We start from the raw sequence: 25,341 nt of genomic DNA, 5'->3' as shown, positions 1-25,341 counted from the left end.
TTTAAAATTATCAAATAAACATCACTGTTAGTTTTCCCTTTTTACTGATAACAATGCCAGATCTTGTAGTGCTTTTTTATAAGGAGAATCTGGTAAAATTGAAATCACATTAAACGCTTTATTTGCCTCTTGCTGGGCTGTTTCTAAAGTAAATTCAAGCGATCCGCATGACTTCATCACCGCTAAAACATGATCTAATAAATGGCGGCCATTTCCTTGTTCAATTGCTTGCCGGATTAAAGCCGCATCCTGTGCATTAGCATGATGCATTGCATGTAGTAGTGGTAATGTCGGTTTACCCTCATTAAGATCATCACCTAAATTTTTACCCAATTTTTGATTACTATCGGCACTATAATCTAATAAGTCATCAATAATTTGAAAAGCAGTTCCTAAATATTTTCCATATTCTTGTAAGGCAAATTCTTGTTCTGGGGTCGCTTCAGCAAGGACTGCAGCGGAATGAGATGTCGCTTCAAATAGTCTTGCTGTTTTACGATATATGACTTGTAGATACTGTTCTTTAGTAATATCTGGATCATTACAATTAAGTAGTTGTTGGACTTCACCTTCTGCGATAACATTCGTGGCCTCAGACATAATTTGTAATACTTTAAATGATTCGGTACGAACCATCATTTGAAAAGAACGAGTATAAATATAATCACCGACCAAAACACTAGCAGCATTACCAAATAATGCATTAGCTGTTGATTTGCCTCGGCGTAAATCTGACTCATCAACAACATCATCATGCAATAAGGTTGCAGTATGAATAAATTCAATAAAAGCAGCCGTTATAATATGTTTATCACCCTGATAATTCAGTGCTTTAGCAATAAGTAGCGCAATGATTGGACGAATACGTTTACCGCCACTACTAATAATGTAATTGCCTAATTGATTGATTAATACAACATCAGAGCTAAGCTCTGCTTGTATTGCCTGATTAACCTTCACTAAATCTTCTTGAACTAGATCGAGTATCTGTTTTATCGATGGATTATTCATCAGTCTAACCGCTACAAATGAGAGATATTTACTTACTATTATCTGATAAATATTTTTATGCAACAAGTTATTGATAAATCATATTTAAAAAAATGCTACAAATGATAAGCATTTTCATTTAGAATACACGCCCTAAGGGATAAATTATTACTGCTATGAAGATCAATTTTGATATAGATATCAATACAGAAAAAGAGCCACAATCACCTATTGCTAACAAGCAACAGGATAATTATATATATGTATTTGTATCTGTTGCTGTGATATCACATCTACTTTTATTAGGATTATTATTTAGCTCAGCGTTGTTTGCAAATAACATCATGGTTGATGAAGGTGATGATTCAATTAAAGCCGTAATGGTTGATCTTACTCAATTAGCAGCCCCTGAACAATCATTAGTTGAAAATACACCTGATATTCAAGGCGCAGAAAACAGTGAAATCATAGATAATAAACCTATTGAAGAACAACCCGTTGAACCTGTTGTTGAGCCTGAAATCGTTAAAGAAGAAACACCTGATCCTACACCGGAAAAAGAACCCGAAAAACCTACTGTTGAACCTGATAAACCAACAATAGTAAAACCAGAACCAAAACCGAAACCAAAAAAGAAAAAACCACCAACACAAAAAGCCTCTCGGCAACAAGTTAGACAAGAAGCAATTAGTGATAATACTGCCAAAACGTCAGTAGCACCTAAAATTTCTGATAATCAGCAATATTCGGGTAATCCAACACCGATTAGCCGAAATCGCCCAGAATATCCAAGAAGAGCACTAGACATGCGCTTAGAAGGTCATGTTATTGTCATGTTTGATGTAAATAGTGAAGGACGTGTTGAAAATATTAGAATTATTGAAGCTCAACCCAATAATATTTTTAATCGCGCAGTGATCACGGCAATGAAAACATGGAAATACAAACCAATTGCTGGTAAAAATATCAAAATGAAGATTATCTTTAATCGCGATAGTTCAATTAGTTTAGGTAATAACTAAACTGACATTTATCAATCCATAACTATCATTCAATAGTATTTATTTGAAATAAAACTTAATGGCGCTAATCTTAAATTATTGATTAGCACCTTACTTGATCATAAGTCTATTGATTGATTTGCATTAATTGTTCAATTTGTTGAGGATCTTTAGGCACCATTGCGGTTAAAACTTCATTGCCTGAATCAGTAATTAAAATATTATCCTCTATACGGATGCCAATGCTTTTATAACGTTCAGGAACATCGGCTTCTTGATTAATATAGAGCCCTGGTTCAACCGTTAACACCATGCCTGGAGCAAGGATGCGATCACGATCGCTACCGACATCATGCACATCAATACCTAACCAATGTCCTAAACCATGCATATAAAATGTCATGTAAGCTTTATTTGCAATTAACGTCTCGATATCGCCCTGCATAATGCCAAGTTTAACTAAACCTTCAACCATAATTCGAATAATTTGTTGGTTTACTATTGATATTGAAGTACCTGGTTGTAATAATTTGATTGCCGCGTATTGTGCCGTTAACACAATGTCATATATTTCACGTTGTGACTGATTAAATTTACCGTTTATAGGAAATGTACGGGTGATATCCCCAGCATAATACTGATATTCACAACCAGCATCAATTAAGACTAAATCGCCATCTTTCAATTGGTCGCTATTATTTTCATAATGCAATATACAACCATTATTTCCCCCACCAACAATAGTGTTATAAGATGGCGAACGAGCACCATACCAAGCAAATTCATGTAAAATTTCCGCTTCTAACTGATATTCATACAAACTAGGCTGACACTTTTGCATTGCGCGAATATGTGCCTTAGCACTTATTTCACAAGCTTCGCGCAATATAGCCATTTCGAAATCCGATTTAAACATACGCATTTCATGAACAATAGATCGCCAATCAATCATTATATTTGGGACAACAAATTTGTTGCGAACACCTTGCCTTAAATTATGTAATGTTGTTTTAACTATTTCATCAGCATATTCGTATAACTGGTCAGCATGATAAATAACCTTTTTACCATTCAATAAATTTGGCAAAAGATTATTAATATCATCAAAAAGATAAGCTTCATCTACGCAAATTTTTTCTAATGCTGCCTGCTGACCTAATCGATATCCGGTCCATGTTTCCGCTAAAGGATCCTTTTTACGGTTAAATAATACGTAACGAGCTTGATTATCAGACTCCTTTATCACCGCCAATAGCGCTTCTGGCTCAGCAAAAAAAGTAAAATACCAAAAATCACTATCTTGCCGATAAGGATAGTGAGTATCATTGCTTCGCGTAACCTCTGGTGAAGCAAAAAACAAAGCGATGCTATTTGGCTCCATTTGTGCCAATAATTTATTTCGTCGCGCTAAAAGTTCTGTTTTGCTATGCATATCTACCATAACTTGCACCTTAAAAATCAATGATACTAATATTAATGAATAGTTGGGGTTATATCAGATTCGTTAAATTCATCAAAACAAAGCATCGCCGTAATCCGAACGTATTCTTTAATTTCTTCAAATGCAAAGCCTAACTCTTGCTGATCTTCATTTTCATCATAACCCAATTTAACGATTTGTCTCAGGTCGTATATTGCCTCACCAACATCACCTTTAACACGATTAATTTTAGGTTGAACCAAACCAATTCCTAATAAAAAATGATTAACCCAACCGACTAAATCATCAATCTGAGTAAATAGATCTTGATCGCCGAGTAACAATTGAAATTCAAAATCTTCATCAATAAGTTGTTGTTTAGTTGAATGATATAATTTTTCAATTTCTTTGTTTAAAGGTTCAGCAATGCTTTGCCCATCATTTAACATATCCTTAGTTAAAATTTTCCAGCTTTCATCATGATTACCTCCTGCTAAAATACCTGATAAAAAACCATGTAATTCAGCCGCTGTCATGCCGATTTTATTTTGGATAAGTTGGCGATTAAGCTCATTGTAATTATTGCTATTAGTCATTAAATCCACCTTAGTCTTAAATACCGTAAAAACACACCCCTGCACTTTCACGGATTAATAGTATATAATTTATGCCTAGCTATAAATAATAAACAGGTTATTGTGCTTTATAAAGGAAATATTTTGAACATTTTTAGATTGATCGTAGCATTGCCCTCGCTATTTTTATTCTTTGTTATGTCATTAACTGCATGTAGTTCATGGGTGCCCAATAAAGGCGTGATTGTTCTTAATGTACAGAATCAAACAAATACCTCTATAACTAGCCAAGATTTACCTAAAAATTATCATTTAGGCAACAGCGAACAAGAGCTTGAAAAATTTGAATCTTTTTGCCACGAAGAGATCCGAGCTTCACAACTTGATGGTAGTGAAGAAGTTGTGTTTGAAAATATCAAACGAGGAATTCACGGGCAGGTAGAATTTAAAAAATGTCGTGATAAAATCACTCGAATTTACCGATATTAACAATAATATCGGCGAACTTGGTTGATTTATCACCATCAAAATTAGACGAATTGTTAAAGAACAGTGAAATCTTACTAGCCTTTCACGCTGTTTTTATTTATATTGTCGTCTGAAAAAACATATTTTTGGGAGTAAAATAATTATGTACAAACAAGATGTAACCATTACTGCATCGAATGGCCTTCATACTCGCCCTGCTGCGCAATTTGTAAAAGAAGCAAAAAACTTTAATGCTGAAATTACTGTCACATCAAACGGAAAAAGTGCTAGCGCTAAAAGCTTATTCAAATTACAAACATTAGGCTTAACTCAAGGCACAACGATTACTATTTCAGCCGAAGGTGAAGATGAAAAAGAAGCAGTAACTCATTTAGTAAAATTAATTCCTGAATTGGAATAATACTCCCAATTATTATTGAACGGTTTTAATATTGAATAAGGATTAAATGTTATGGTATCAGGTATACTTGTTTCCCCAGGTATCGCTTTTGCAAAAGCGCTATTATTAAAAGAAGAACCTATTGTAATTAATAATAGGCAAATTCTTGATAACAAAATTGACGCTGAAATCGAGCGCTTTAAAGAAGCGCGTCAAAAATCAAGCGAACAGCTAAATGCTATTATGGAGAGAGCAAAGACCACATTAGGTGAAGATAAAGCTGCCATTTTTGAAGGTCACATAATGCTTCTTGAAGATGAAGATCTTGAACAAGAAGTTATCTCTCGTATCCAAAGTAAACACTCAAGTGCTGATGCTGCCGTTCAATCTGTATTTGAAACGCAAGCAAAAGAGTTAGAAAACTTAGATGACGAATATTTAAAAGAACGTGCTGCAGATATCCGTGATATTGGCAAACGTCTATTGAAAAACATTCTCGGTATTGAAATTGTTGATTTAAGTGCTATTAGCCAACCATGTATCCTAGTTGCAACTGATTTAACACCATCAGAAACTGCACAATTAAATTTAGATATGGTATTAGGCTTTATCACTGATGCAGGTGGCCGTACGTCACATACCTCAATCATGGCTCGTTCATTAGAAATTCCAGCAATTGTTGGTACATCTAATGCAACACAAGCAATCAAACAAGGTGATTTTGTTATTTTAGATGCGATTAACAATGCAATCTATATTAATCCTGATCACACAACTGAAGAAAAATTAAAACAAGTTCAAACAAAATATATTGCTGACAAAGAAGAATTAGCAAAATTAAAAGATTTACCTGCGGTAACTCTTGATGGTCACCAAGTGGAAATTTGTGCCAATATCGGTACGGTACGTGATATTGCCGGTGCGGATCGCAATGGCTATGAAGGTGTTGGCCTTTATCGTACTGAGTTCTTATTTATGGATCGTGATGCGTATCCTAATGAAGAAGAACAATTCAAAGCATATAAAGAAGTTGCCGAATCAACTAATGGCTTATCAATTATTGTTCGTACCATGGATATTGGTGGTGACAAAGATGTACCTTATATGCATTTACCAAAAGAAGAAAACCCATTCTTAGGTTGGCGTGCAATCCGTATCTGTTTAGATCGTAAAGAGATATTACATGCACAATTACGCGCAATTCTACGTGCTTCAGCCTTTGGTAAATTACGTATCATGTTCCCAATGATTATTTCAGTTGAAGAAATTCGTATCTTAAAATCTGAAATCAACATTCTTAAAGAACAATTAACCGCCGAAGGTAAAGCGTTTGATAAAGAAATTGAAATTGGTGTTATGATCGAAACACCTGCAGCAGCAGTTATTGCTCGTCACTTAGCTAAAGAAGTTGACTTCTTCAGTATTGGTACTAACGATTTAACCCAATATACACTTGCTGTTGACCGTGGTAATGAGCTTATCTCACATCTTTATAATCCGTTTTCACCATCAGTGTTAACATTAATTAAAAATGTCATTGATGCTTCTCATAAAGAAGGCAAATGGACAGGAATGTGTGGTGAACTTGCTGGTGATGAAAGAGCAACTATCCTATTATTAGGTATGGGACTTGATGAGTTTAGTATGAGTGCTGTATCAATTCCTAAAATCAAAAAATTAATTCGTAATACCAATTACGAAGAAGCGAAAAAATTTGCTGAAACTGCACTAGAAAAAGCAACCGCTAAAGAAATAACTGATTTAATTGAAAAATATACTGCTGAAAAGCAAATTTGTTAGGAGGCCATAATGGGTCTATTTGATAAAATAAAACAGTTTGTCTCTGACGATAACAAAAATAGCATTGAAATTATTGCACCTCTTAGTGGAGAGATCGTTAAAATCGAAGATGTTCCTGATGTTGTTTTTGCTGAAAAAATCGTTGGTGATGGCGTTGCAATTAAACCATCTGGCAACAAAATTGTCGCACCATTAAATGGTAAAATTGGCAAAATTTTTGAAACCAATCATGCTTTTGCGATTGAGTCAGATGAAGGTATTGAACTTTTTGTTCATTTTGGTATAGATACCGTTGAACTAAAAGGAGAAGGTTTTACTCGTGTTGCTGAAGAAGGACAACAAGTTAAAATTGGCGATACCATCATTGAAATTGATCTACCTTTACTTGAAAGTAAAGCCAAATCAGTTTTAACTCCTGTTGTAATTTCAAATATGGAAACAGTAGTTGAACTAACCAAACTAACTGGTTCTGTTGAAGCAGGTAAAACGCCAATTATGCGTGTTAAAAAATAATCATCTATAAAAAAACCTTCAGTTAAAACTGAAGGTTTTTTCTATCTACGGTAGAACCCGCTCTAACGCCATTTCTTGTATTGATTGATTAAGTTGTTAGTTGAATCATCATGAGAACTTACAGGTTTATCATCGGCTAATTCAGGTAAAATACGACCAGCTAGCTGTTTACCGAGTTCAACCCCCCATTGATCAAAACTAAAGATATTAAGAATAACACCTTGCGTGAAGATTTTGTGTTCATACATAGCAACTAATGCACCTAATGCATAAGGTGTGATTTTTTTGACTAAAATAGAGTTGGTTGGCTTATTACCAGCAAAAACTTTAAAAGGAATAATAGATTTAACTTCATCAAGGCTTTTACCAGCCGCAAGGAATTCTTGTTCTACCTGTTGTTCGGTTTTACCAAAAGCTAAAGCTTCAGTTTGTGCAAAGAAATTTGAAAGTAATTTAGGATGATGATCTCCAACCGGATTATGGCTAATTGCTGGTGCAATAAAATCACAAGGAATCAGTTTAGTACCTTGATGAATCAATTGATAGAAGGCATGTTGGCCATTAGTACCAGGCTCACCCCAAATAATAGGTCCAGTAGTATAAGTCGTTTTATTACCATTACGATCAACGCTTTTACCATTTGATTCCATATTACCTTGTTGGAAATAAGCAGCAAAACGATGCATATATTGATCATAAGGTAAAATTGCTTCAGTTTCTGCGCCACAGAAGTTATTGTACCAAAGACCAATTAACGCAAGTAATGTTGGAATATTTTTCTCAACCGGCGCTGTTTGGAAGTGTTTATCCATTGCATGGCCACCTGCTAAAAACTGTTTAAAGTTTTCAAAGCCAATGGAAAGAACGATTGATAAACCAATTGCCGACCAAGACGAATAGCGACCACCAACCCAATCCCAAAATTCAAACATATTAGCAGTATCAATACCAAACTTTTCCACTTCTTTAGTATTAGTTGATAATGCAACAAAATGCAGTGCTACTGCTTTATCATCTTTAGCTGCATCAAGTAACCATTGACGGGCAGTTTGAGCATTAGTCATCGTTTCTTGAGTTGTAAAAGTTTTCGACGCAACTAAAAAGAGTGTTGTTTCTGGATTAAGATCTTTTAATGCTTCTACAATATGAGTGCCATCAACATTAGATACAAAGTGCATCGTTAAATGGTTTTTATAAGGTCGAAGAGCTTCAGTAATCATGTGAGGGCCTAAATCTGAACCACCAATGCCGATATTAACAACATCGGTGATAGCCTTGCCGGTATAACCTTTCCATTCACCGCTAATCACTTTTTTACTAAAGGACTCCATCTTAGCAAGCACTGCATTGACATCATCCATGACATTTTTGCCATCAACATAAATTGGAGTATTAGATACATTACGAAGTGCAACGTGTAACACGGCTCGATCTTCTGTGCGATTAATTTTTTCACCACTATACATCGCTTTAATTGCGCCACCTAAATCACACTCATCCACAAGCTGATAAAGAATTTCTAATGTTTCTTGCGTTAAACGGTTTTTTGAAAAATCAACCAAAAACTCATCCTCAAACGGAATACTCAGTTTTTCGACGCGCTTGGGCTCGTCTTTTAATATTTCGGCTATAGTTTTATTATGATGTTTTTGATAACTAGCTTGAAGGGATTTCCAAGAAGATGTAGAGGTTGGATCTATTGATTTTAACATAACTCATTCCTTAAATAATATAGCATTGCTACTCATAATATAACTATGCCTAACATGATGCAAGATAAGGATTTATCGATTTAAATACACTAAACAGGGAAATAATAAAAGTTATTTTCTTTTCCTTATCAAGTAACTTGAATATAATGTTAAAGATAAGACACTTAATACACTAAACCGTTCAAAAAATGTTTTTCTAAACAATTAGTATCAATAAAATAAATATATTTCTTACATTATTATATTAGGATATTTCATGCCAAATATTCAGACACTTGTACCAGCATTAGATAAAATTGTCCGTATTTGTGATTATTTAGATAATCACCGAGGGGCTACTTTTAGTCAAATATTTCAGGATCTCAATTTACCTAAAAGCAGTACATCAACACTATTAAATGCCTTAGTTATGCATGGTATTTTGCGACAAGATCAAAATAAGTATTATCTTGGGTTAAAATTACATGAATGGGGAGATAAATCCTTAGAACAGTTTGATATCACTAAAATAGCCGAACCATTAATGATTAAACTGAGAGATAAAACCAACTTGACCTGCCATTTAGGTGTTCTTGACGGTCTTTATTCTGTTTACATTGCTAAAATTGAAAATGATCAGGCTATTGGTATTCGTACTTGGATTGGTAAAAAATTGCCTTTACATAGCTCTGGTATTGGTAAAGCATTAATAGCTTGGTTACCAGACGAAAAAATTGATCAACTTATTCCCGAAGACAAATTAATCAAATATACCGACACAACAATAACCAGCAAGAAACAGTTAAAAAAAGAGCTTGCAAAAATTAGGTCTCAAGGTTGGGCTTATGATAATCAGGAAGATGTTCAAGGTGTTCATTGTATCGCTGCACCAATCTTCAATAAAAATAACGAACCCATCGCCGCTATTAGTATTTCGGGTGTTCTTTTTCAACTACCTGTGGATAAAATTGATAAATATTCACAATTAGTACGTGATGCATGCCAAAAATTGACGGATAAGTTTTAAATAATATTGAATCACTATGATTCAATATTATTTTAACTCATTGGATAAATTAGCTGTTAAGCTATTTTCTTAAATAACTCAATCAATTTTTGTTTATCAAAAAATACTGGATTTGCTCCGGCACAAGCATCTTTCATCGAATTTTCAGCCAATAATTCAAAATCTGGATTATCAACACCAATTTCTTTTAAAGATTTAGGAATACCTACCTCTTGTGCCAAATCTTTAATTCGTTTTATCACATAATCAACACACTCTTGATCCGTTTTATTTTTAGTCTCTAATCCGATTGTTTCTGCGATAACTCTAAATTTTTCTGGCGCATGTTTAGCATTTTCTTCTTCAACTACCGATAATAACATTGCATTACATACCCCATGAGGTAAATCATAAAGACCACCTAGTTGATGAGCCATAGCATGAACATTACCCAGACCGGCATTACTAAATGCAATCCCATTTAAAAAACAGGCATAACTCATCTGTTCTCTTGCTTCGATATCGTTACCATTTTTAACCGCTCGAGCTAAATATTTAAAGGTTTGACCAATCGCATATAATGCGGTTGAATCAGTAACATCCATCGCGCCTTTAGCCACTACAGCTTCAATAGCATGAGTTAATGCATCCATACCTGTTGCCGCAGTTAAATTGGCTGGTTTTGAGATCATTAAATCAGGATCACTAACCGTTATTGACGCCAATGTATTCGGATCAACCATAATCATTTTTACATGTCTACTTTCATCGGTAATAACATAGTTGATCGTCACCTCAGCAGAGGTACCGGCTGTTGTTGCTATTGCCACAATTGGTAAGCATTTATGTTTACTTTTATGCATCCCTTCATAGTCAGTAATTTTACCGCCATTTGTCGCTAACACAGCAACTGCTTTACCACAGTCCTGAGGTGATCCACCACCAATAGAGACAATAAAATCACAGTTAGATTCTTGACATAATTTTAGTGCATTTTCAACATTAGCAACGGTTGGATTCGGTTTTACATCGTAAAAAATAACCGATTCAATGCCCTCTTTTGCTAAGATATCTACTACTCTATCTACAGTACCATTGCCCACTAAAAACTTATCACTAACAACAAATGCTTTCTGACAATTAAGTTTTTTAACTGGTACACCTAACTCAGATAAGCATCCTTTACCTAATAAATTAACCGGCGGAATGTAATAAATCATATTTACCTCTTAATTAATAATATTCAAAAATTCCCACAAAAAGAACTAAATTTCATTATACGGAAAAAATTAATTACCAAAAAAAATATTTTCGACAATGAGAGGATGATCACAAAATTAATTTTCTTTTGAATTAATACATTGCAATTCTAAATTTTTTTACCAATAATCTGTTCCCGTGTAAGAAATAATGTTCCGCATTATGAACAAGGAGAAAAAATGAATTTAGAAAAATTTAAAGGTATATTCCCTCCAGTCCCTACTATCGTTAATAAAAAAGGGGAACTAGATAAAAAAGGAATGGGCAAATTATTAGATCATCTAATCGATAACGAAGCTGATGGTGTTTTGATTCTAGGTAGTGGTGGTGAGTTCTGCCATATGCCGCCTAAGTTGCGATATGAAGTTGCTGAATTCGCAGTAAATTATATCAATAAACGTATTCCAGTTATGCTTGGCATATCAAGCCCAAGCACTGCTGAGACGATTCAATATGGCAAACATGCAGCCCAAATTGGTGCTGATGCAGTTTTAGTTGTTAATCCTTATTATGCTTTATTAAATAGTGATGCGATTTATAACCATTATAAAACTGTTGCTGAAAATATCGATATCCCTGTTCTACTTTACAATTTTCCGGCATTAACCGGTCAAGATATAGGTATTGATGTTATTACAAGACTGGCAAAGGATTTGCCAAATATTATTGGTTTGAAAGATACTATTGATAATATCAGCCATACCCGAGAAGTCATCAACAGAGTTCACGCCTTCCGTCCAGATTTTATCATTTTCAGTGGCTTTGATGAATATATGTTAGACACCCTTATTCTTGGCGGCCACGGTGGTATTCCTGCAACCTTTAATTTTGCACCCAAAATTACTAAAGGAATTTATAAAGCTTTCATTAAAAAAGATTATGAAAAAGCATTCAAATTACAACGTCAACTTGCAAAATTAATGCCTGTCTATGCCATTGAATCACCTTTCTTTGGCGTAATCAAACAAGCAATAAAACTTTCTGGCGTCGATATTTCGACGGAAGTTTTAGCTCCAGTAGAAAAGCTACCAAAACATAAAAAAGACTTATTACTTCAAGTTTTAAAGTCAGCTCAAATACCTATTAAAAATAAATAATTGGAGACATCCATATGAATAATATTGAAGATAAAACAATTCCCAAAGGTCGTTGGAAACATATAATTCCGGCCACTATTCTTGTCTATATAGTGGCATATATGGACAGAACCAATATAGCTATTGGTATTGCCGGAGGAATGAATAAAGATTTGGGCATGACCGCATCCTTTGCTGGGCTCGTCGCAGGGATATTTTTTATTGGTTATATCTTTTTACAAATACCTGGCGGTCAAATTGCTGAACGCTATAGCGCAAAAAAATTTATTGCATGGACAATTGTTGTTTGGGGGGGCTTTGCTGCCATCACAGGGTTTGTTCGAGATCCTATTCAACTACTTATTATACGCTTTATCCTCGGTGTCGCTGAAGGTGGCGTTTATCCAGCTATTTTAGCACTCATTGGTCATTGGTTCCCTAACCATGAAAGAGCGAGAGCAATTGCATTTTTCCAAATGAATTTAGCTGCTGCTTCTATTATTACAGGTCCTCTATCTGGCTGGTTAATTGAAGCTTGGGGATGGAGAGAAATGTTTATAATTGAAGGAATTATATCTTTAGCATTGCTCTTCGTTTGGATGCCTCTAGTTTCTGACTACCCTCATCAAGCTAAATGGCTCGATCAAAGAGAATTAAATTGGTTAAATCAACAGTTTGAAGAAGATAAAGCACTTATAAAATTAGATGATAAAGCGAGTGTAAAAACAGTATTAAGCAGTATCAACTTATGGAAACTTGTTGCTATCTATTTCTTCTTCCAAATTGGTTTCTATGGTTTTGCACTTTGGATGCCAATGTTAATTAAACAATTAACTGGAAGTGGTATGTCTATTGTCGGCCTTTTAACTGCAGCACCATACATTCTTTGCATTTTTGGGCAATATTATATTGCTAAATTATGTGACCAAACCATGAATCGTAGATTATATACCGCAATTCCAATGATTGGTTTCGCTATCTGTTTAACTTTATCAATATTATTAGAAAACAACACATGGCTTGCATATGGAATGATGGTTCTATGTGGCTTTTTCCTACAAGCATACGCAGGGCCATTTTGGACTTTACCACCATTATTATTCCCATCAAATGTTTTAGGTGGCGTCCGAGGAACAATCAATGCTCTAGGCAATTTAGGAGGATTTATTGGACCGTACCTTGTTGGTTTATTAACCGTTACAGTAAGTAAAAATGCAGGATTATATACCTTGGTTGGCGCATTAATCATTGCAATCATTTTATTGTTCACTTTACCAGCAATAACAGCAAAACCAACAAAATAATAAAATTTAAAAATGCATTGGAGGATATTATGCAACAAAAATGTAAATTTGCCAGGGATCTATGGTCACAATTAGATGCATTACGAATGGGAATGAATTATACCGTTGAAGATACGGAAAAACCTCAAGTCCTGATTGATGACTGTTTTGGCGAAAGTCACCCTGGTAGTTATCATCTTGATAGTTTAGGTTATGAAGTTGTTCTTGGCGTGCATGAACGAGGCGGTCGTTCAGTACGTAGTCATGTTACAGATATTTGTGATGGCTGGGGACAAGGTCATGATGGCATGAATTATATATTAGCCTCAAGGGAAGCGATTGCTAATATGGTTGAAATCCATGGCTCTGTCATACCATATGATGCAGCCGTACTTATTTCTAGCTGTGATAAATCAGTACCTGCTCACTTAATTGCAGCAGCACGACTTGATATACCATTAGTTCATGTGCCAGGTGGTTCAATGCGCCCGGCACCTAATATGACAACATCTGATTTAGGTGGTGCCACAGCACAATATAAAAAAGGTGAAATTGATATAAGACAGATTCAAACCTTACAAAGGTGTGGTTGCCCTACCGCTGGAGCATGTCAATTCATGGGTACCGCAAGTACAATGCAATGTATGTCAGAAGCACTTGGCCTAGCATTACCTGGAAGTGCATTAGCACCATCGACAATGTCCGAAATTCGTAGGATGGCCAGATCTGCTGGACATCATGCCATGTATCTAGCCAAAGAAGGAATAACATCACGAAAAATACTCACACCAGCAGCATTTGAAAATGCCATTAAAGTACACGCTGCTATCAGTGGTAGTACAAATGCGCTTATTCACCTACCAGCAATTGCACATGCATCAGGATTTGAATTAACCGCAGATGTATTTGATCGCATTAATAATACCGTACCATACCTTACCAATGTACAACCAAGTGGAAAATACGTAACAGAACTATTATGGTTTGCCGGCGGTATTCCAATGGTTCAATGGATGATTAAGGATTTACTCGATCTTGATGTAATGACAGTTACTGGGCAGTCTTTAGGTGATAATTTGGAAATGATGCAACAAACTGGTTTCTTTGACCGTAATTTAGGCTATTTGCATAATTACAAATTAGAACGAAATGATTTAATTCGAAATCCTAACAAAGAAAAAATGGGATCTATCGCTGTTTTAAAAGGTAATATAGCTCCAGATGGTGCAGTTATAAAATATACAGCTTGTAGTCCTGATATGCATAAACATACTGGACCAGCCAAAGTTTATAATTCTGAAGAAGCTGCTCAAGAGGCCATTATTAATAATAAAGTTAATCCTGGTGATGTTATTTTCATTCGTTATGAAGGACCAAAAGGTTCAGGTGCCCCAGAAATGTTAATGACTACTGATGCGATTGTCTTTGATAAACGACTTAATGGCAGTGTAGCATTAGTTACTGATGGCCGTTTTTCTGGGGCAACACATGGACCATGCATAGGACATGTATCACCAGAAGCTGCCGATGGTGGTCCAATCGCACTTGTTGAAGATAATGATATTGTCGAAATTGATGTGCATGCAAGAAAACTCAATATCATTGGCATAAATGGCGAGAGCAAATCAGCACAAGAAATTGCTGAAATATTTGCTAAACGGAAAGAAAAATGGACACCGCCAGATTATTCCAAACGAAAAGGTGTATTTAAACAATATACAGAAAGAGCTAAATCATTAATGGCTGGGGCATATATAGAATAATAAATTAAATCTAAAGTGCCATCTAACAACATTAGTGGCACTTTAAATCATTTATTAAAAATAAATATAATCTATCTGTTCATTCTTAATGATCATTCAATAATGCTCCAAATATCAATCCTAAATAACTTGTCTATAGAGTAATGTAAAGAGTATTATGCTATTAAGTAATATTAATAACTATATACCACCTACCTCAGAATTAAAAATTCAAAATAAAAAGCGAGAAGATTAAGTGATATTAGCGAATAATATTGATGATAATATTTTAAGGGATCTTATCATTTATTGGGCAAACCGAGCAAAAGAGTACAGCCAAACCAATCAAGATGAACTAGCAACTGAAAAAAGAATTATCTGGCAAAAGTTAATTATGCATCATGCACCACAAAAAGAAAAACTACGTGTATTAGATATAGGCGCTGGGCCCGGCTTTTTAGCTATCACGTTAGCTTTAGCCGGACATGAAGTAACTGCTGTAGATGCTACTGAAGAAATGATAAATCAAGCAAAAAAAAATGCAATACAATACCAAGTAAAGGTTAATTTTGTTTTATCCGATGTTCATTGCTTACCATTCGAAGACAATAGTTTTGATTTAATTATATTGCGTAATGTTACGTGGAATTTGAGTAATCCAACTTTAGCATATCAAGAATGGTTTAGAGTGTTAAGTACTAAAGGTAAATTACTTAATTTTGATGCCAACTGGTACCTATTTCTTTTTAATAAAGATCTTTATTCACAATATATGCAGGATAGACAAAATACCATGAATTATGGCATTGAAGATCATTATCGACAAACCAATACGCAAGAAATGGAACGAATCGCCAAATTACTACCATTGAGTAAAGAAATTAGACCTGAATGGGATAAGAAGATTTTACAATCAATTGGTTATAAAAATATTCATATTGAAAACGATATATCAAAGATAGTCTGGGATAAAATTGAACAAATTAACTATCATTCAACGCCAATGTTCTTAATAGCAGCAGAAAAACAATAAAAACATATTTCGCATAGAAATATAATTACTTAGGTTCGAGTTACTGAATTTGATTTGTAAAAATAATTGAGGATTCTATACCATGTTATTAAGTTTTAAGTATGAGTAAACTACTCATAAAAACGTGCAAAAATGAGTAAAGATATAATAACATTAACCTTTAACCAGTGTTTTTGCCAATAGTATGGTATGTATTAATCTTTATCAATCAATATTCTTATTGGTTAATTATTTTTTCAGATAATTATTATCTTTGCTTGATTGATAAAGTTTATTTGTAAAAATAATTGAGGAGTCTATACCACCTAACTAATATTTTCATGTTATCTTATTTATACTACTAAATCGTTTCTAATTTAAAACCACACTATTTCATCATTTCAATTTAAATCACAACATTCAAATTTAAGACATCTTATAAATTAGACTATTTTAAATTCCTTTATATTGGAACAACCCCAAAAATTCCAATATAAAGGAATAACCAATTGTAAATTATAAATTTTTTATGATCAAGTTCACAATAATGCGATTAAATAGTTGTACCAATATTTGATGAAAGTACAATCTACTTCATCCAATATACAGGATAAAAGTACAATATATAGGAATGTATGTCTAAAGTACCCGCTTTACAAAGAACAATCAAAATACTTAACTTTATCTCATCTAAAGGTAGATGCAGTGCCGCAGAAATAATCAATGGCCTACAAATACCTAAAAGTTCTGCTTATCTTTTACTAGAAGAACTAAAGTCATATCAATTTATTAAACAAGATCAGAATGGTGATTATTTTTTATGGATCAAATTAGTTGAGTTAGGTGAGCTTGCTTCAAATTGTTTTGATATTAGAGAAATAGCCAAAAAACATCTTGCCAGATTAACCAATAATACCGGGCTGTTAACTCATTTAGGAATTTTAGATAACAAAACCGCTTATTATATTTTGAAATGTGAATCACATAGCACAATCAGTGTTCGTTCTTATGTAGGAAAACAAGTATCGCTTTATCGTTCTGGCGTCGGCAAATGCTTATTAGCTTTCCAACCTAGCGAAAAAATATCTGAAATCGTTAACCAACTTTCTTTCGAACAAAAAACCGCAAATACAATTATGTCCATTAGTTCATTACATACTGAATTGGCCAAGATTCGTCAACAAGGTTGTAGTTTTGATAATGAAGAAGATTATATCAATATAAGATGCATAGCGGCACCTATATTTAACGCACAAAATAATATTGCTGCGGCAATATCGGCTGTAGGAACAACATTTCAAATAACCGACCATGTATTACCGGAAATTACGATTAAAATCAAGGAATGTGCAAAAGATATCTCAAAAGAATTGGGTTGTCTTATGTACGAATAATTTTTGTAACTTTTAAAGGAGAAATTAAATGAAGCTACCAAAAATAAAAGAAGTTAGAGCTTATTTTATGGGAGGAGCAACCGCCGAGAAAGGTAGTGGCGGGGCAGACTATCACGATCAGGGCGGCCACCACTGGATCGACGACCATATCGCCACGCCAATGAGCAAGTATAAAGACTATGAACAATCACGTCAATCTTTTGGTATCAACGTCCTTGGAACACTTATTGTCGAAGTTGAAGCTGATAATGGACAAATTGGATTTGCCGTATCAACAGGCGGAGAAATGGGATGTTTTATTGTTGAAAAACATCTAAATAGATTTATTGAAGGAAAATGTGTTTCTGATATCAAACTAATTCACGACCAAATGATGAATGCAACTATGTATTATTCTGGTTCAGGTGGTTTAGTAATGAACACGATATCATGTGTTGATTTAGCCCTTTGGGATCTATTTGGTAAAGTGACTGATCTACCTGTATATAAATTATTAGGTGGTGCAGTCCGTGATGAAATTCAATTTTATGCAACAGGTGCTCGCCCTGATTTGGCAAAAGAGATGGGCTTTATTGGTGGCAAGATGCCTACACATTGGGGACCACATGATGGAGATCAAGGCATCAAAAAAGATGCGGAAATGGTTGCCAACATGCGCGAAAAGTGTGGACCTGATTTTTGGCTAATGCTTGATTGCTGGATGAGTCAAGACGTAAATTATGCCACAAAACTTGCTTATGCTTGTGCGCCTTATAACTTAAAATGGATTGAAGAATGTTTACCTCCGCAACAATATGAAGGATACCGAGAGTTAAAACGCAATGCACCGCCAGGAATGATGGTCACATCTGGTGAACATCATGGAACAATTCAATCATTTAGAACATTATCTGAAACTGGAATTGATATCATGCAACCAGATGTTGGTTGGTGTGGAGGCTTAACCACATTACTTGAAATTGCTGCAATTGCGAAATCAAAAGGACAACTGGTCGTACCTCATGGTTCATCCGTTTATTCTCACCATGCAGTAATTACATTCACAAATACCCCATTTAGTGAGTTTTTAATGACGAGTCCTGATTGTTCAACACTCCGTCCGCAATTTGATCCAATATTGATTAATGAACCCGTTCCTGTAAATGGAAGAATTCATAAATCAGTACTTGATAAACCAGGATTTGGTGTTGAATTAAATCGTGAATGTAAATTAATTCGTCCTTATTCTCATTAATTATATGAGGAATAATAAGCTTATTTATTGATTTATTGCAGTTTTAAAAGGAACTTAAAACTGCGATTTTAGATTCAATAAAATTATTTTCTTCATATGAACATCATTTATATCTCTGTAATTTTTATGGAGAGGGGGATTTTTATGTCTAATATTCTCGAAAAAGCGGTAAGCAAAACCCGTTTAAGACTTGTTCCATTCATGTTAATACTATACGTATTAGCATTTTTAGACCGCGCAAATATTGGCTTTGCCAAATCAGCATATCAATTAGATACAGGGCTCAGTAATGAAGCATTTGCACTTGGAGCCGGTATTTTCTTCGTAGCGTATGCTTTTTTAGGCGCACCAGCCAATTTATTAATGCGTAAATTTGGTGCTCGTTACTGGATTGGCGGTACAACTTTAGTATGGGGATTATTATCCGCTGCAATGGCTTATGCTGATTCTGAATGGAAATTTTTAACTGTTCGTGTACTACTTGGTATGGCGGAAGCCGGTTTCTTCCCAGGTATGATCTATTTAACTTCGCAATGGTTCCCACAAAAGCATCGCGCAGGAATAATGGGGTTATTTTATATGGGAGCACCTTTAGCGCTAACATTTGGCTCACCGCTATCTGGTGCTTTATTAGAAATGCATGGCTTTTTAGATCACCCAGGTTGGTACTGGATGTTTATTATTGAAGGTATTCTTGCTGTTATAGCTGGTATTGTCACTTTTATTTACCTTGATGACAACATCAGTAATGCTAGATTTTTAAATGAAAATGAAAAACAAGCATTACATGAAAAATTATCATCAGAAGAGAGTGTAAAAACTACATCTAAAATAATCGATGCTATCAGTAATGTCACTGTTTGGCATCTAGCCATTATTTACATGATAATTCAAATTAGTGTTTACGGGCTAATTTTCTTTTTACCAACACAAGTAGCTCAATTAATGGGAACAACGGTTGGTTTTAAAGCATCACTCGTAGCGGCAATTCCTTGGATTGCAGCATTATTCGGTACTTATTTTATTCCTCGATATTCAGACAAAGTTGGAGAAAGAAGAAATATCGCCGCTATAACATTATTGGTAGCAGGTCTAGGTATTGGAATTTCTGCACTTGCAAGTCCTAGTATTGCAATTATTGCCCTTTGTTTTGCGGCGATTGGTTTTATTGCGGTACAACCTGTTTTTTGGACTATACCAACTAACCTTTTATCTGGAGCTGCCCTAGCAGCAGGCATAGGATTTATTAATATGTTTGGTGCATTTGGTGGTTTTTTAGCACCAATTATTCGTGTAAAAGCTGAAACGCTTTTTAATAACAATATAGCAGGCTTACTAACTTTAGCACTGATAACAATAATCGGCACTATAACTATATTCATGCTAAAACAAACTAACAAAAATAGTTAACAAACAGAGCTTATTGATTTTATCAATAAGCTCCTAATACATTAGGGATAACATAATGAAAAAACTATTGGAAAATAAATTTAAACAAGAAATTACCAAAGGAAATTTACAAATTGGCCTTTGGTTATCTTCAGCGACATCTTATATGGCTGAAATTGCTGCAACCTCAGAATATGATTGGTTACTACTTGATGGTGAACATGCACCAAATACAGCACAAACCTTACTCACCCAGCTACAAGCAATCGCTCCATATGCCAGTCATCCTGTCGTGCGCCCTTTAGAAGGCAGTCAAGCTAACATAAAACAGATTTTAGATATTGGTTCTCAGACATTATTAATACCAATGGTTGAAACAGGCGAACAAGCAAAGGCTGTAGTTTCAGCGACACGTTATCCACCCGAAGGAACCCGTGGCGTAGGTGCTAGTGTAGCAAGAGCTGCCCGCTGGGGAAAAATTGAAAAGTACATGCAACAAGTCAATGATTCACTCTGTCTGTTAGTACAAGTTGAAAGTAAAAAAGCACTCGAAAATCTTGATGAAATTGTTATGACCGAAGGAGTAGATGGCGTATTTATTGGCCCTGCAGATTTATCCGCATCCTTAGGTTATCCAGATAATGCTGGGCATCCAGACGTACAAAAAATAATTGAAAAAACAATTAGAAGAATTAGGCAATTAGGTAAAGCTGCTGGGTTTTTAGCTGTTGATATCGAAATGGCGCAAAAATGTATCTCATGGGGAGCAAATTTCGTTGCTGTAGGTGTGGATACAATGCTGTATATGCAGGCTATTGATGAAAGATTAAAACACTTTAAACAGTTAAAAAGCCCCAATAAATCATCTTCAGTTTCATATTAATAAAGAAAGAGGTTAAAAATGAGTCATAGAATGATTTTGAATCAAACCGCATATTTTGGGGTGAATTCGATTCATAATATTATCGATGAAGTAAAAAAACGCGGCTATCAAAAAGCTTTAGTTGTTACTGATAAAGAACTGATTAAATTTAAAGTTGCAACTAAGGTTACTGAGTTACTTGATTCGGCAGAATTAGATTATCAAATATTTGATGAAGTTATGCCTAATCCAACAATTAGTATTGTAAAACAAGGAATAGAGATATTTAAGCAATCAAATGCAGATTATTTAATAGCGATTGGTGGTGGTTCACCGCAAGATACCGCTAAAGCGATTGGAATTGTAATAAATAATCCTGAATTTTCTGATATTCGTAGTTTAGAAGGTTTAGCGGAAACCAAAAAACCGTCTATCCCAATCATTGCAATTCCAACCACATCGGGAACAGCAGCAGAAGTAACGATCAATTATGTTATTACCGATGAAGAAAATAAGAGAAAATTTGTCTGTGTAGATCCTCACGATATACCTGTTTTGACTTTAGTTGATCCTAATATGATGATTAGTATGCCAGCCAGTTTAAAAGCAGCAACGGGGATTGATGCACTGACTCATGCAATAGAAGGCTATATCACAAAAGGTGCATGGGAGATGAGTGATATGTTTCATTTGAAAGCAATTGAAATTATCTCTCGTTCACTACGCGATTCGGTGAATGGTGATCTCAATGGCGTTGAACAAATGGCTTTAGGTCAATATATTGCTGGAATGGGATTCTCAAATGTTGGTCTCGGCTTAGTTCATGGTATGGCACATCCATTAGGTGCTTTTTATAATGTTCCTCATGGTGTTGCTAATGCAATATTACTTCCTCATATCATGCAATATAATGCACCGTACACAGGTGAAAAATATCGTCATATAGCCAAAGCAATGGGGATAAAAAATACTGAAGATATGACAATTGAAGATGCTCGAAATGCAGCCGTGAATGCCGTTTTCCAATTAAATAATGATGTCAAAATTCCAACAAACTTACATATGGTTGGCGTGAAGAAGGAAGACATAACAGCATTAGCCGAAGCAGCGTATGCTGATGTATGTACACAAGGAAATCCAAGAGAAACAAATATATCAGATATTGAAAAACTATATCACTCAGTTTTTTAATTTTAGTAACTTAACATAATTAACAATATTTAATAATTATCAAATAGATGGAGTTATTCATTTAATAAATCCATCTATCATTAAAGTTAATCATCAATTGTCAAATTACGAGTCGTTAAATCAAATGGCGTTAATTGATAAACGTAATAGTTGAGCCAATTACTAAATAGTAAATAAGCATGACTTCGCCATGTTGCTTTCGGAGTTAAATTAGGATTATTTTCTGGGAAGTAATTAAAAGGTATTTTAGGGTTTATACCTGCTTTCAAGTCACGATAATACTCATTAGCCAAAGTAAATGAATCATATTCTGGATGCCCAGTAACAAACGCCATTCGTTTATCAGCGGTTGCCATTAAGTATGGGCCAGTTATATCTGACTCAGCTAAAATATTTAAATCGGTATAGTTTTTAATTTTATCAATTGGAAAATCAGCATTACGAGAATGTGGTGCTAAAAATGTATCATCAAAACCACGGGTTAAAATAGCATTTGGTTGCAAGATTTGGTGTTGATAAACACCGGATAACTTTTGTGAACGGGTGAATTTAGGTAAATCATATAAGACATTTAATGCCGCTTGCACCGCCCAACAAACAAACATGGTTGAGGTTACATGATCTTTCGCCCAAGTAATAATTTCAGCTAACTTAGGCCAATACACAACATCTGAAAAAGCGACTTTACCTAATGGCGCTCCAGTAATAATAAGTCCATCAAAATTCTGTTCACGAATATCATCAAAATCACAATAAAAGCTATTCAAATGTTCTATTGGCGTATTTTTAGATTCACGCTGATCTATTCTTAATAACTGAATATTCACCTGTAAAGATGAGTTAGAAAGTAACCGCAAAAATTGATTTTCAGTTTCTATTTTTTTCGGCATCAAATTTAAGAAAAGAAGCTTAAGTGGACGAATTTCTTGAGTATTAGCACGCGTTGAAGTCATCACAAATACATTTTCATTTCGAAGAACATCAACTGCCGGTAATGAATCAGGAATACATATAGGCATAACAAAAGCTCCTAACAATAATAAATTATCTTCTATAACACTGAAAAAACGGACGTCTAGAAATCTATATAGCTAAATATAGAGCGTTTTAAAAAATTTGTCGAGTATTTATTGGAAAATAAATAGAATATTTTAAACAAAATCAGAATAATAACTGCGTTATTTGGTTAATGCTGCTGCAAAATAAAACTAAAAAGCTCGAGTATCTGTCCGCCAAGTATCGGCTGTTAGTGCTTCACCAAAATAACTATTGATAAGCTTTTGAGTAATGTCACTTAATGGCGAAGCTAAAACTTCGGCAGTATTACCATATTCGACCACTTCACCATTATGCATAACGATAATTTGGTCACTAATATGTTTCATCATTCCGATATCTTGTGTGACATAAACATAAGATATCTGTTGCTCTTCTTGTAATGACAACATTAAATTAACAATTTGTGAACGCATTGAAATATCTAATGCAGCTAAAGCTTCATCAAGAATTATCACTTTAGGCTTTAAAATTAGTGCTCTAGCCAAAGCAACGCGTTGTTTTTGTCCTGCTGCCATCACTGACGGATAATAGGAAGCATGTTCCGGTAATAAACCAACTTGTTTTAAAACAGCATTGATTAATTTTTCCCGTTCATGACTGCTATAATTGGCATTGCGTTTAAGTGGAATTTCAAGCAATTGGCCAATACGAAGCCGTGGATCAAATGAACTTTCAACATGTTGGAATATCATGCGAATCAGTTGAGAACGATGGCCAAAATCGCCATATTCTACTTTGTTACCATCAATCCAAATATCGCCACTATCTGGTTTAATCATACCAACCAGCATTTTAGCTAATGTCGATTTTCCGGAACCATTTTGTCCAATTATGGCTAACGTTTTCCCTTCATTTAGCGAAAATGACAAAGGTTTGACAGCATCAATTTGTAAATGACCAAAGAGTCCTTTAGGGATTTTAAATCGCTTTGATAAATTTCGGACTTTTAATATTGGGTTCATTAACTATTCCTATATCTCAAACTACTCATCAGTATTTAATGGAAAATGACAGGCTACCGAATGATCTTTGATTGGGATAAGTTCTGGTGCTTGTATACATTTTTTTTGTGCATAAGGACAACGAGGCCCCAATCGACAACCAATGGGTAAATGTTCCAATGATGGAATAACGCCAGGTAAGGTATTTAAAGGGCTTTTATGCGGCATCGCTTTACCAAAATCAGGAATAGCATAAATCAATGCCTGAGTATAAGGGTGATAAGGTGATTTAATCAAATCTTCACTATCAGCAACCTCAACAGTTTGTCCGCAATATAGGACATTGATACGATCAGTCCAGCGAGTAACCATTTGCAAATCATGGCTAATCAGTAAAATAGTCGTACCCATATTTTGATTCATACTCGCAAGCAAACGAAATATTTGCGCTTCGGTTGTCGCTTCCATGGCATTGGTTGGTTCATCGGCAATAAGTAATTTAGGTTGATTAGCTAATGCTATAGCGATCATCACTTTTTGACATTCGCCTTCCGTTAATTCAAATGGGTATGATTTAAGTATTTCTTTATGATCTTTAATCCCAACACGATGTAGTAACTCAATCGCGCGATTCTTACGCCAAAACAGTCGTTGCCACCAATGACCTTTAAATGTTCTTCGCGGAATGGCCTCAATTAATTGTTGGCCAATTTTCATAGACGGATCTAAACAAGATTGTGGCTCTTGGAAAACCATGGATATATTATCACTAATCACTTTTCGCCGTTGTTTCGGTGTCAACTTCAATAAATCAACATCATTAAAATAAAAACGATCAGCAGAAATCTTCCAATTATGATTAGTGACACCAAGTATCGCTTTAGCAATTAGACTTTTACCTGAACCTGATTCACCAACTAGACCTCGAATTTCACCTTCTGATAGTTTTAAATTGACGCGATCAATCGCCCGTAACAGGCCATCAGGAGTAATAAATTCAATAGTTAAATTACGAATGTCTAATAGTGCCATGA

23 protein-coding genes are annotated in these 25,341 nt (G+C 34.7%); 15 read left to right on the top strand and 8 right to left on the bottom strand.

Annotation, left to right across the window (positions count from 1 at the left end):
* Positions 1-27 precede the first annotated feature (27 nt).
* Positions 28-1,011: an octaprenyl diphosphate synthase gene (gene ispB, locus RAM17_RS02605; RefSeq protein WP_110448580.1), complete on the bottom strand. Its 984-nt coding sequence runs from the start codon at positions 1,009-1,011 to the stop codon at positions 28-30.
* Positions 1,012-1,166: 155 nt separating this feature from the next.
* On the opposite strand from ispB, the gene RAM17_RS02600 reads away from it, so the two are divergent.
* Positions 1,167-2,012: a TonB family protein gene (locus tag RAM17_RS02600; protein WP_110448581.1), complete on the top strand. Its 846-nt coding sequence runs from the start codon at positions 1,167-1,169 to the stop codon at positions 2,010-2,012.
* Positions 2,013-2,118: 106 nt separating this feature from the next.
* Here RAM17_RS02600 and pepP read toward each other — a convergent pair whose 3' ends face one another.
* The gene (gene pepP, locus RAM17_RS02595) at positions 2,119-3,432 is read right to left on the bottom strand and encodes a Xaa-Pro aminopeptidase (RefSeq protein ID WP_110448582.1); all 1,314 of its coding nucleotides are present in this window, start codon (positions 3,430-3,432) and stop codon (positions 2,119-2,121) included.
* Positions 3,433-3,464: 32 nt separating this feature from the next.
* Complete coding sequence (locus RAM17_RS02590) at positions 3,465-4,007, bottom strand: UPF0149 family protein (protein WP_086362765.1); 543 nt, start codon at positions 4,005-4,007, stop codon at positions 3,465-3,467.
* A 123-nt stretch (positions 4,008-4,130) separates the two neighbouring features.
* On the opposite strand from RAM17_RS02590, the gene RAM17_RS02585 reads away from it, so the two are divergent.
* From RAM17_RS02585 to crr, 4 genes are all read left to right on the top strand, one after another.
* Positions 4,131-4,475: a hypothetical protein gene (locus RAM17_RS02585; protein ID WP_034901722.1), complete on the top strand. Its 345-nt coding sequence runs from the start codon at positions 4,131-4,133 to the stop codon at positions 4,473-4,475.
* Positions 4,476-4,617: 142 nt separating this feature from the next.
* A complete protein-coding gene (gene ptsH, locus RAM17_RS02580) occupies positions 4,618-4,875 on the top strand; it encodes a phosphocarrier protein Hpr (protein WP_034901724.1) in 258 nt (85 codons plus the stop codon).
* Between the two features lie 51 nt (positions 4,876-4,926).
* On the top strand, positions 4,927-6,654 hold the full coding sequence (gene ptsI, locus RAM17_RS02575) for a phosphoenolpyruvate-protein phosphotransferase PtsI (RefSeq protein WP_086356827.1): 1,728 nt from the start codon (positions 4,927-4,929) through the stop codon (positions 6,652-6,654).
* A gap of 9 nt (positions 6,655-6,663) precedes the next feature.
* Positions 6,664-7,167 carry a PTS glucose transporter subunit IIA gene (gene crr / locus RAM17_RS02570; RefSeq protein WP_065614627.1) on the top strand — a complete coding sequence of 168 codons (504 nt, stop codon included), beginning with the start codon at positions 6,664-6,666 and terminating at the stop codon, positions 7,165-7,167.
* Between the two features lie 62 nt (positions 7,168-7,229).
* Here the strand turns inward: crr and pgi are convergent, their stop codons facing one another.
* On the bottom strand, positions 7,230-8,879 hold the full coding sequence (pgi, locus tag RAM17_RS02565; protein WP_306240639.1) for a glucose-6-phosphate isomerase: 1,650 nt from the start codon (positions 8,877-8,879) through the stop codon (positions 7,230-7,232).
* Positions 8,880-9,135: 256 nt separating this feature from the next.
* Here pgi and RAM17_RS02560 point away from each other — a divergent pair, with 256 nt between their 5' ends.
* A complete protein-coding gene (locus RAM17_RS02560; RefSeq protein WP_086362760.1) occupies positions 9,136-9,885 on the top strand; it encodes an IclR family transcriptional regulator in 750 nt (249 codons plus the stop codon).
* Between the two features lie 56 nt (positions 9,886-9,941).
* Here RAM17_RS02560 and RAM17_RS02555 read toward each other — a convergent pair whose 3' ends face one another.
* Positions 9,942-11,084: an iron-containing alcohol dehydrogenase gene (locus RAM17_RS02555; RefSeq protein ID WP_110448584.1), complete on the bottom strand. Its 1,143-nt coding sequence runs from the start codon at positions 11,082-11,084 to the stop codon at positions 9,942-9,944.
* Positions 11,085-11,303: 219 nt separating this feature from the next.
* Between RAM17_RS02555 and RAM17_RS02550 the strand changes: the two genes are divergently transcribed.
* From RAM17_RS02550 to fucO, 9 genes are all read left to right on the top strand, one after another.
* Entirely contained in the window at positions 11,304-12,221 is a 918-nt protein-coding gene (locus RAM17_RS02550; RefSeq protein ID WP_110448585.1) for a dihydrodipicolinate synthase family protein, read from the top strand.
* 14 nt (positions 12,222-12,235) lie between these two features.
* Positions 12,236-13,504, top strand: coding sequence for an MFS transporter (locus RAM17_RS02545; RefSeq protein ID WP_110448586.1), 1,269 nt, complete (start codon positions 12,236-12,238; stop codon positions 13,502-13,504).
* A gap of 29 nt (positions 13,505-13,533) precedes the next feature.
* A complete protein-coding gene (ilvD, locus tag RAM17_RS02540) occupies positions 13,534-15,246 on the top strand; it encodes a dihydroxy-acid dehydratase (RefSeq protein WP_110448587.1) in 1,713 nt (570 codons plus the stop codon).
* A 235-nt stretch (positions 15,247-15,481) separates the two neighbouring features.
* Entirely contained in the window at positions 15,482-16,258 is a 777-nt protein-coding gene (locus tag RAM17_RS02535; protein WP_110448588.1) for a class I SAM-dependent methyltransferase, read from the top strand.
* Between the two features lie 614 nt (positions 16,259-16,872).
* Positions 16,873-17,631 (top strand): IclR family transcriptional regulator, encoded by a 759-nt coding sequence (locus RAM17_RS02530; RefSeq protein WP_110448589.1) that lies wholly within the window; start codon positions 16,873-16,875, stop codon positions 17,629-17,631.
* Positions 17,632-17,659: 28 nt separating this feature from the next.
* Positions 17,660-18,865, top strand: coding sequence for an L-rhamnonate dehydratase (rhmD, locus tag RAM17_RS02525; RefSeq protein ID WP_110448590.1), 1,206 nt, complete (start codon positions 17,660-17,662; stop codon positions 18,863-18,865).
* Positions 18,866-19,009: 144 nt separating this feature from the next.
* Positions 19,010-20,275: an MFS transporter gene (locus RAM17_RS02520; RefSeq protein WP_110448591.1), complete on the top strand. Its 1,266-nt coding sequence runs from the start codon at positions 19,010-19,012 to the stop codon at positions 20,273-20,275.
* Positions 20,276-20,330: 55 nt separating this feature from the next.
* Positions 20,331-21,137: a 2-keto-3-deoxy-L-rhamnonate aldolase gene (gene yfaU, locus RAM17_RS02515; protein ID WP_110448592.1), complete on the top strand. Its 807-nt coding sequence runs from the start codon at positions 20,331-20,333 to the stop codon at positions 21,135-21,137.
* A gap of 18 nt (positions 21,138-21,155) precedes the next feature.
* Positions 21,156-22,307, top strand: a complete 1,152-nt coding sequence (gene fucO / locus RAM17_RS02510; RefSeq protein WP_110448593.1) for a lactaldehyde reductase — start codon at positions 21,156-21,158, stop codon at positions 22,305-22,307.
* An 86-nt stretch (positions 22,308-22,393) separates the two neighbouring features.
* Here fucO and metA read toward each other — a convergent pair whose 3' ends face one another.
* From metA to sapD, 3 genes are all read right to left on the bottom strand, one after another.
* Positions 22,394-23,326: a homoserine O-acetyltransferase MetA gene (metA, locus tag RAM17_RS02505; RefSeq protein WP_110448594.1), complete on the bottom strand. Its 933-nt coding sequence runs from the start codon at positions 23,324-23,326 to the stop codon at positions 22,394-22,396.
* 189 nt (positions 23,327-23,515) lie between these two features.
* Positions 23,516-24,328 carry a peptide ABC transporter ATP-binding protein gene (locus RAM17_RS02500; RefSeq protein WP_110448595.1) on the bottom strand — a complete coding sequence of 271 codons (813 nt, stop codon included), beginning with the start codon at positions 24,326-24,328 and terminating at the stop codon, positions 23,516-23,518.
* A 21-nt stretch (positions 24,329-24,349) separates the two neighbouring features.
* The gene (gene sapD / locus RAM17_RS02495; RefSeq protein WP_086362748.1) at positions 24,350-25,339 is read right to left on the bottom strand and encodes a putrescine export ABC transporter ATP-binding protein SapD; all 990 of its coding nucleotides are present in this window, start codon (positions 25,337-25,339) and stop codon (positions 24,350-24,352) included.
* Between the last annotated feature and the right edge of the window lie 2 nt (positions 25,340-25,341).

It is taken from the genome of Gilliamella apis, from assembly GCF_030758615.1.
GTDB lineage: Bacteria > Pseudomonadota > Gammaproteobacteria > Enterobacterales > Orbaceae > Gilliamella > Gilliamella apis_A.
This window is presented reverse-complemented; position numbering and strand designations above follow the sequence as displayed.

Bases quoted from the DNA above. Each gene is read 5' to 3' on its own strand.
- ilvD (WP_110448587.1), top strand. From the start codon at position 13,534: ATGCAACAAAAATGTAAATTTGCCAGGGATCTATGGTCACAATTAGAT.
- sapD (WP_086362748.1), bottom strand. From the start codon at position 25,339: ATGGCACTATTAGACATTCGTAATTTAACTATTGAATTTATTACTCCT.
- RAM17_RS02530 (WP_110448589.1), top strand. From the start codon at position 16,873: ATGTCTAAAGTACCCGCTTTACAAAGAACAATCAAAATACTTAACTTT.
- RAM17_RS02520 (WP_110448591.1), top strand. From the start codon at position 19,010: ATGTCTAATATTCTCGAAAAAGCGGTAAGCAAAACCCGTTTAAGACTT.
- RAM17_RS02500 (WP_110448595.1), bottom strand. From the start codon at position 24,328: ATGAACCCAATATTAAAAGTCCGAAATTTATCAAAGCGATTTAAAATC.
- pgi (WP_306240639.1), bottom strand. From the start codon at position 8,879: ATGTTAAAATCAATAGATCCAACCTCTACATCTTCTTGGAAATCCCTT.
- ptsI (WP_086356827.1), top strand. From the start codon at position 4,927: ATGGTATCAGGTATACTTGTTTCCCCAGGTATCGCTTTTGCAAAAGCG.
- yfaU (WP_110448592.1), top strand. From the start codon at position 20,331: ATGAAAAAACTATTGGAAAATAAATTTAAACAAGAAATTACCAAAGGA.
- RAM17_RS02545 (WP_110448586.1), top strand. From the start codon at position 12,236: ATGAATAATATTGAAGATAAAACAATTCCCAAAGGTCGTTGGAAACAT.
- crr (WP_065614627.1), top strand. From the start codon at position 6,664: ATGGGTCTATTTGATAAAATAAAACAGTTTGTCTCTGACGATAACAAA.
- RAM17_RS02550 (WP_110448585.1), top strand. From the start codon at position 11,304: ATGAATTTAGAAAAATTTAAAGGTATATTCCCTCCAGTCCCTACTATC.
- fucO (WP_110448593.1), top strand. From the start codon at position 21,156: ATGAGTCATAGAATGATTTTGAATCAAACCGCATATTTTGGGGTGAAT.
- RAM17_RS02555 (WP_110448584.1), bottom strand. From the start codon at position 11,084: ATGATTTATTACATTCCGCCGGTTAATTTATTAGGTAAAGGATGCTTA.
- RAM17_RS02600 (WP_110448581.1), top strand. From the start codon at position 1,167: ATGAAGATCAATTTTGATATAGATATCAATACAGAAAAAGAGCCACAA.
- RAM17_RS02590 (WP_086362765.1), bottom strand. From the start codon at position 4,007: ATGACTAATAGCAATAATTACAATGAGCTTAATCGCCAACTTATCCAA.
- rhmD (WP_110448590.1), top strand. From the start codon at position 17,660: ATGAAGCTACCAAAAATAAAAGAAGTTAGAGCTTATTTTATGGGAGGA.
- pepP (WP_110448582.1), bottom strand. From the start codon at position 3,432: ATGGTAGATATGCATAGCAAAACAGAACTTTTAGCGCGACGAAATAAA.
- RAM17_RS02560 (WP_086362760.1), top strand. From the start codon at position 9,136: ATGCCAAATATTCAGACACTTGTACCAGCATTAGATAAAATTGTCCGT.
- metA (WP_110448594.1), bottom strand. From the start codon at position 23,326: ATGCCTATATGTATTCCTGATTCATTACCGGCAGTTGATGTTCTTCGA.
- ispB (WP_110448580.1), bottom strand. From the start codon at position 1,011: ATGAATAATCCATCGATAAAACAGATACTCGATCTAGTTCAAGAAGAT.
- ptsH (WP_034901724.1), top strand. From the start codon at position 4,618: ATGTACAAACAAGATGTAACCATTACTGCATCGAATGGCCTTCATACT.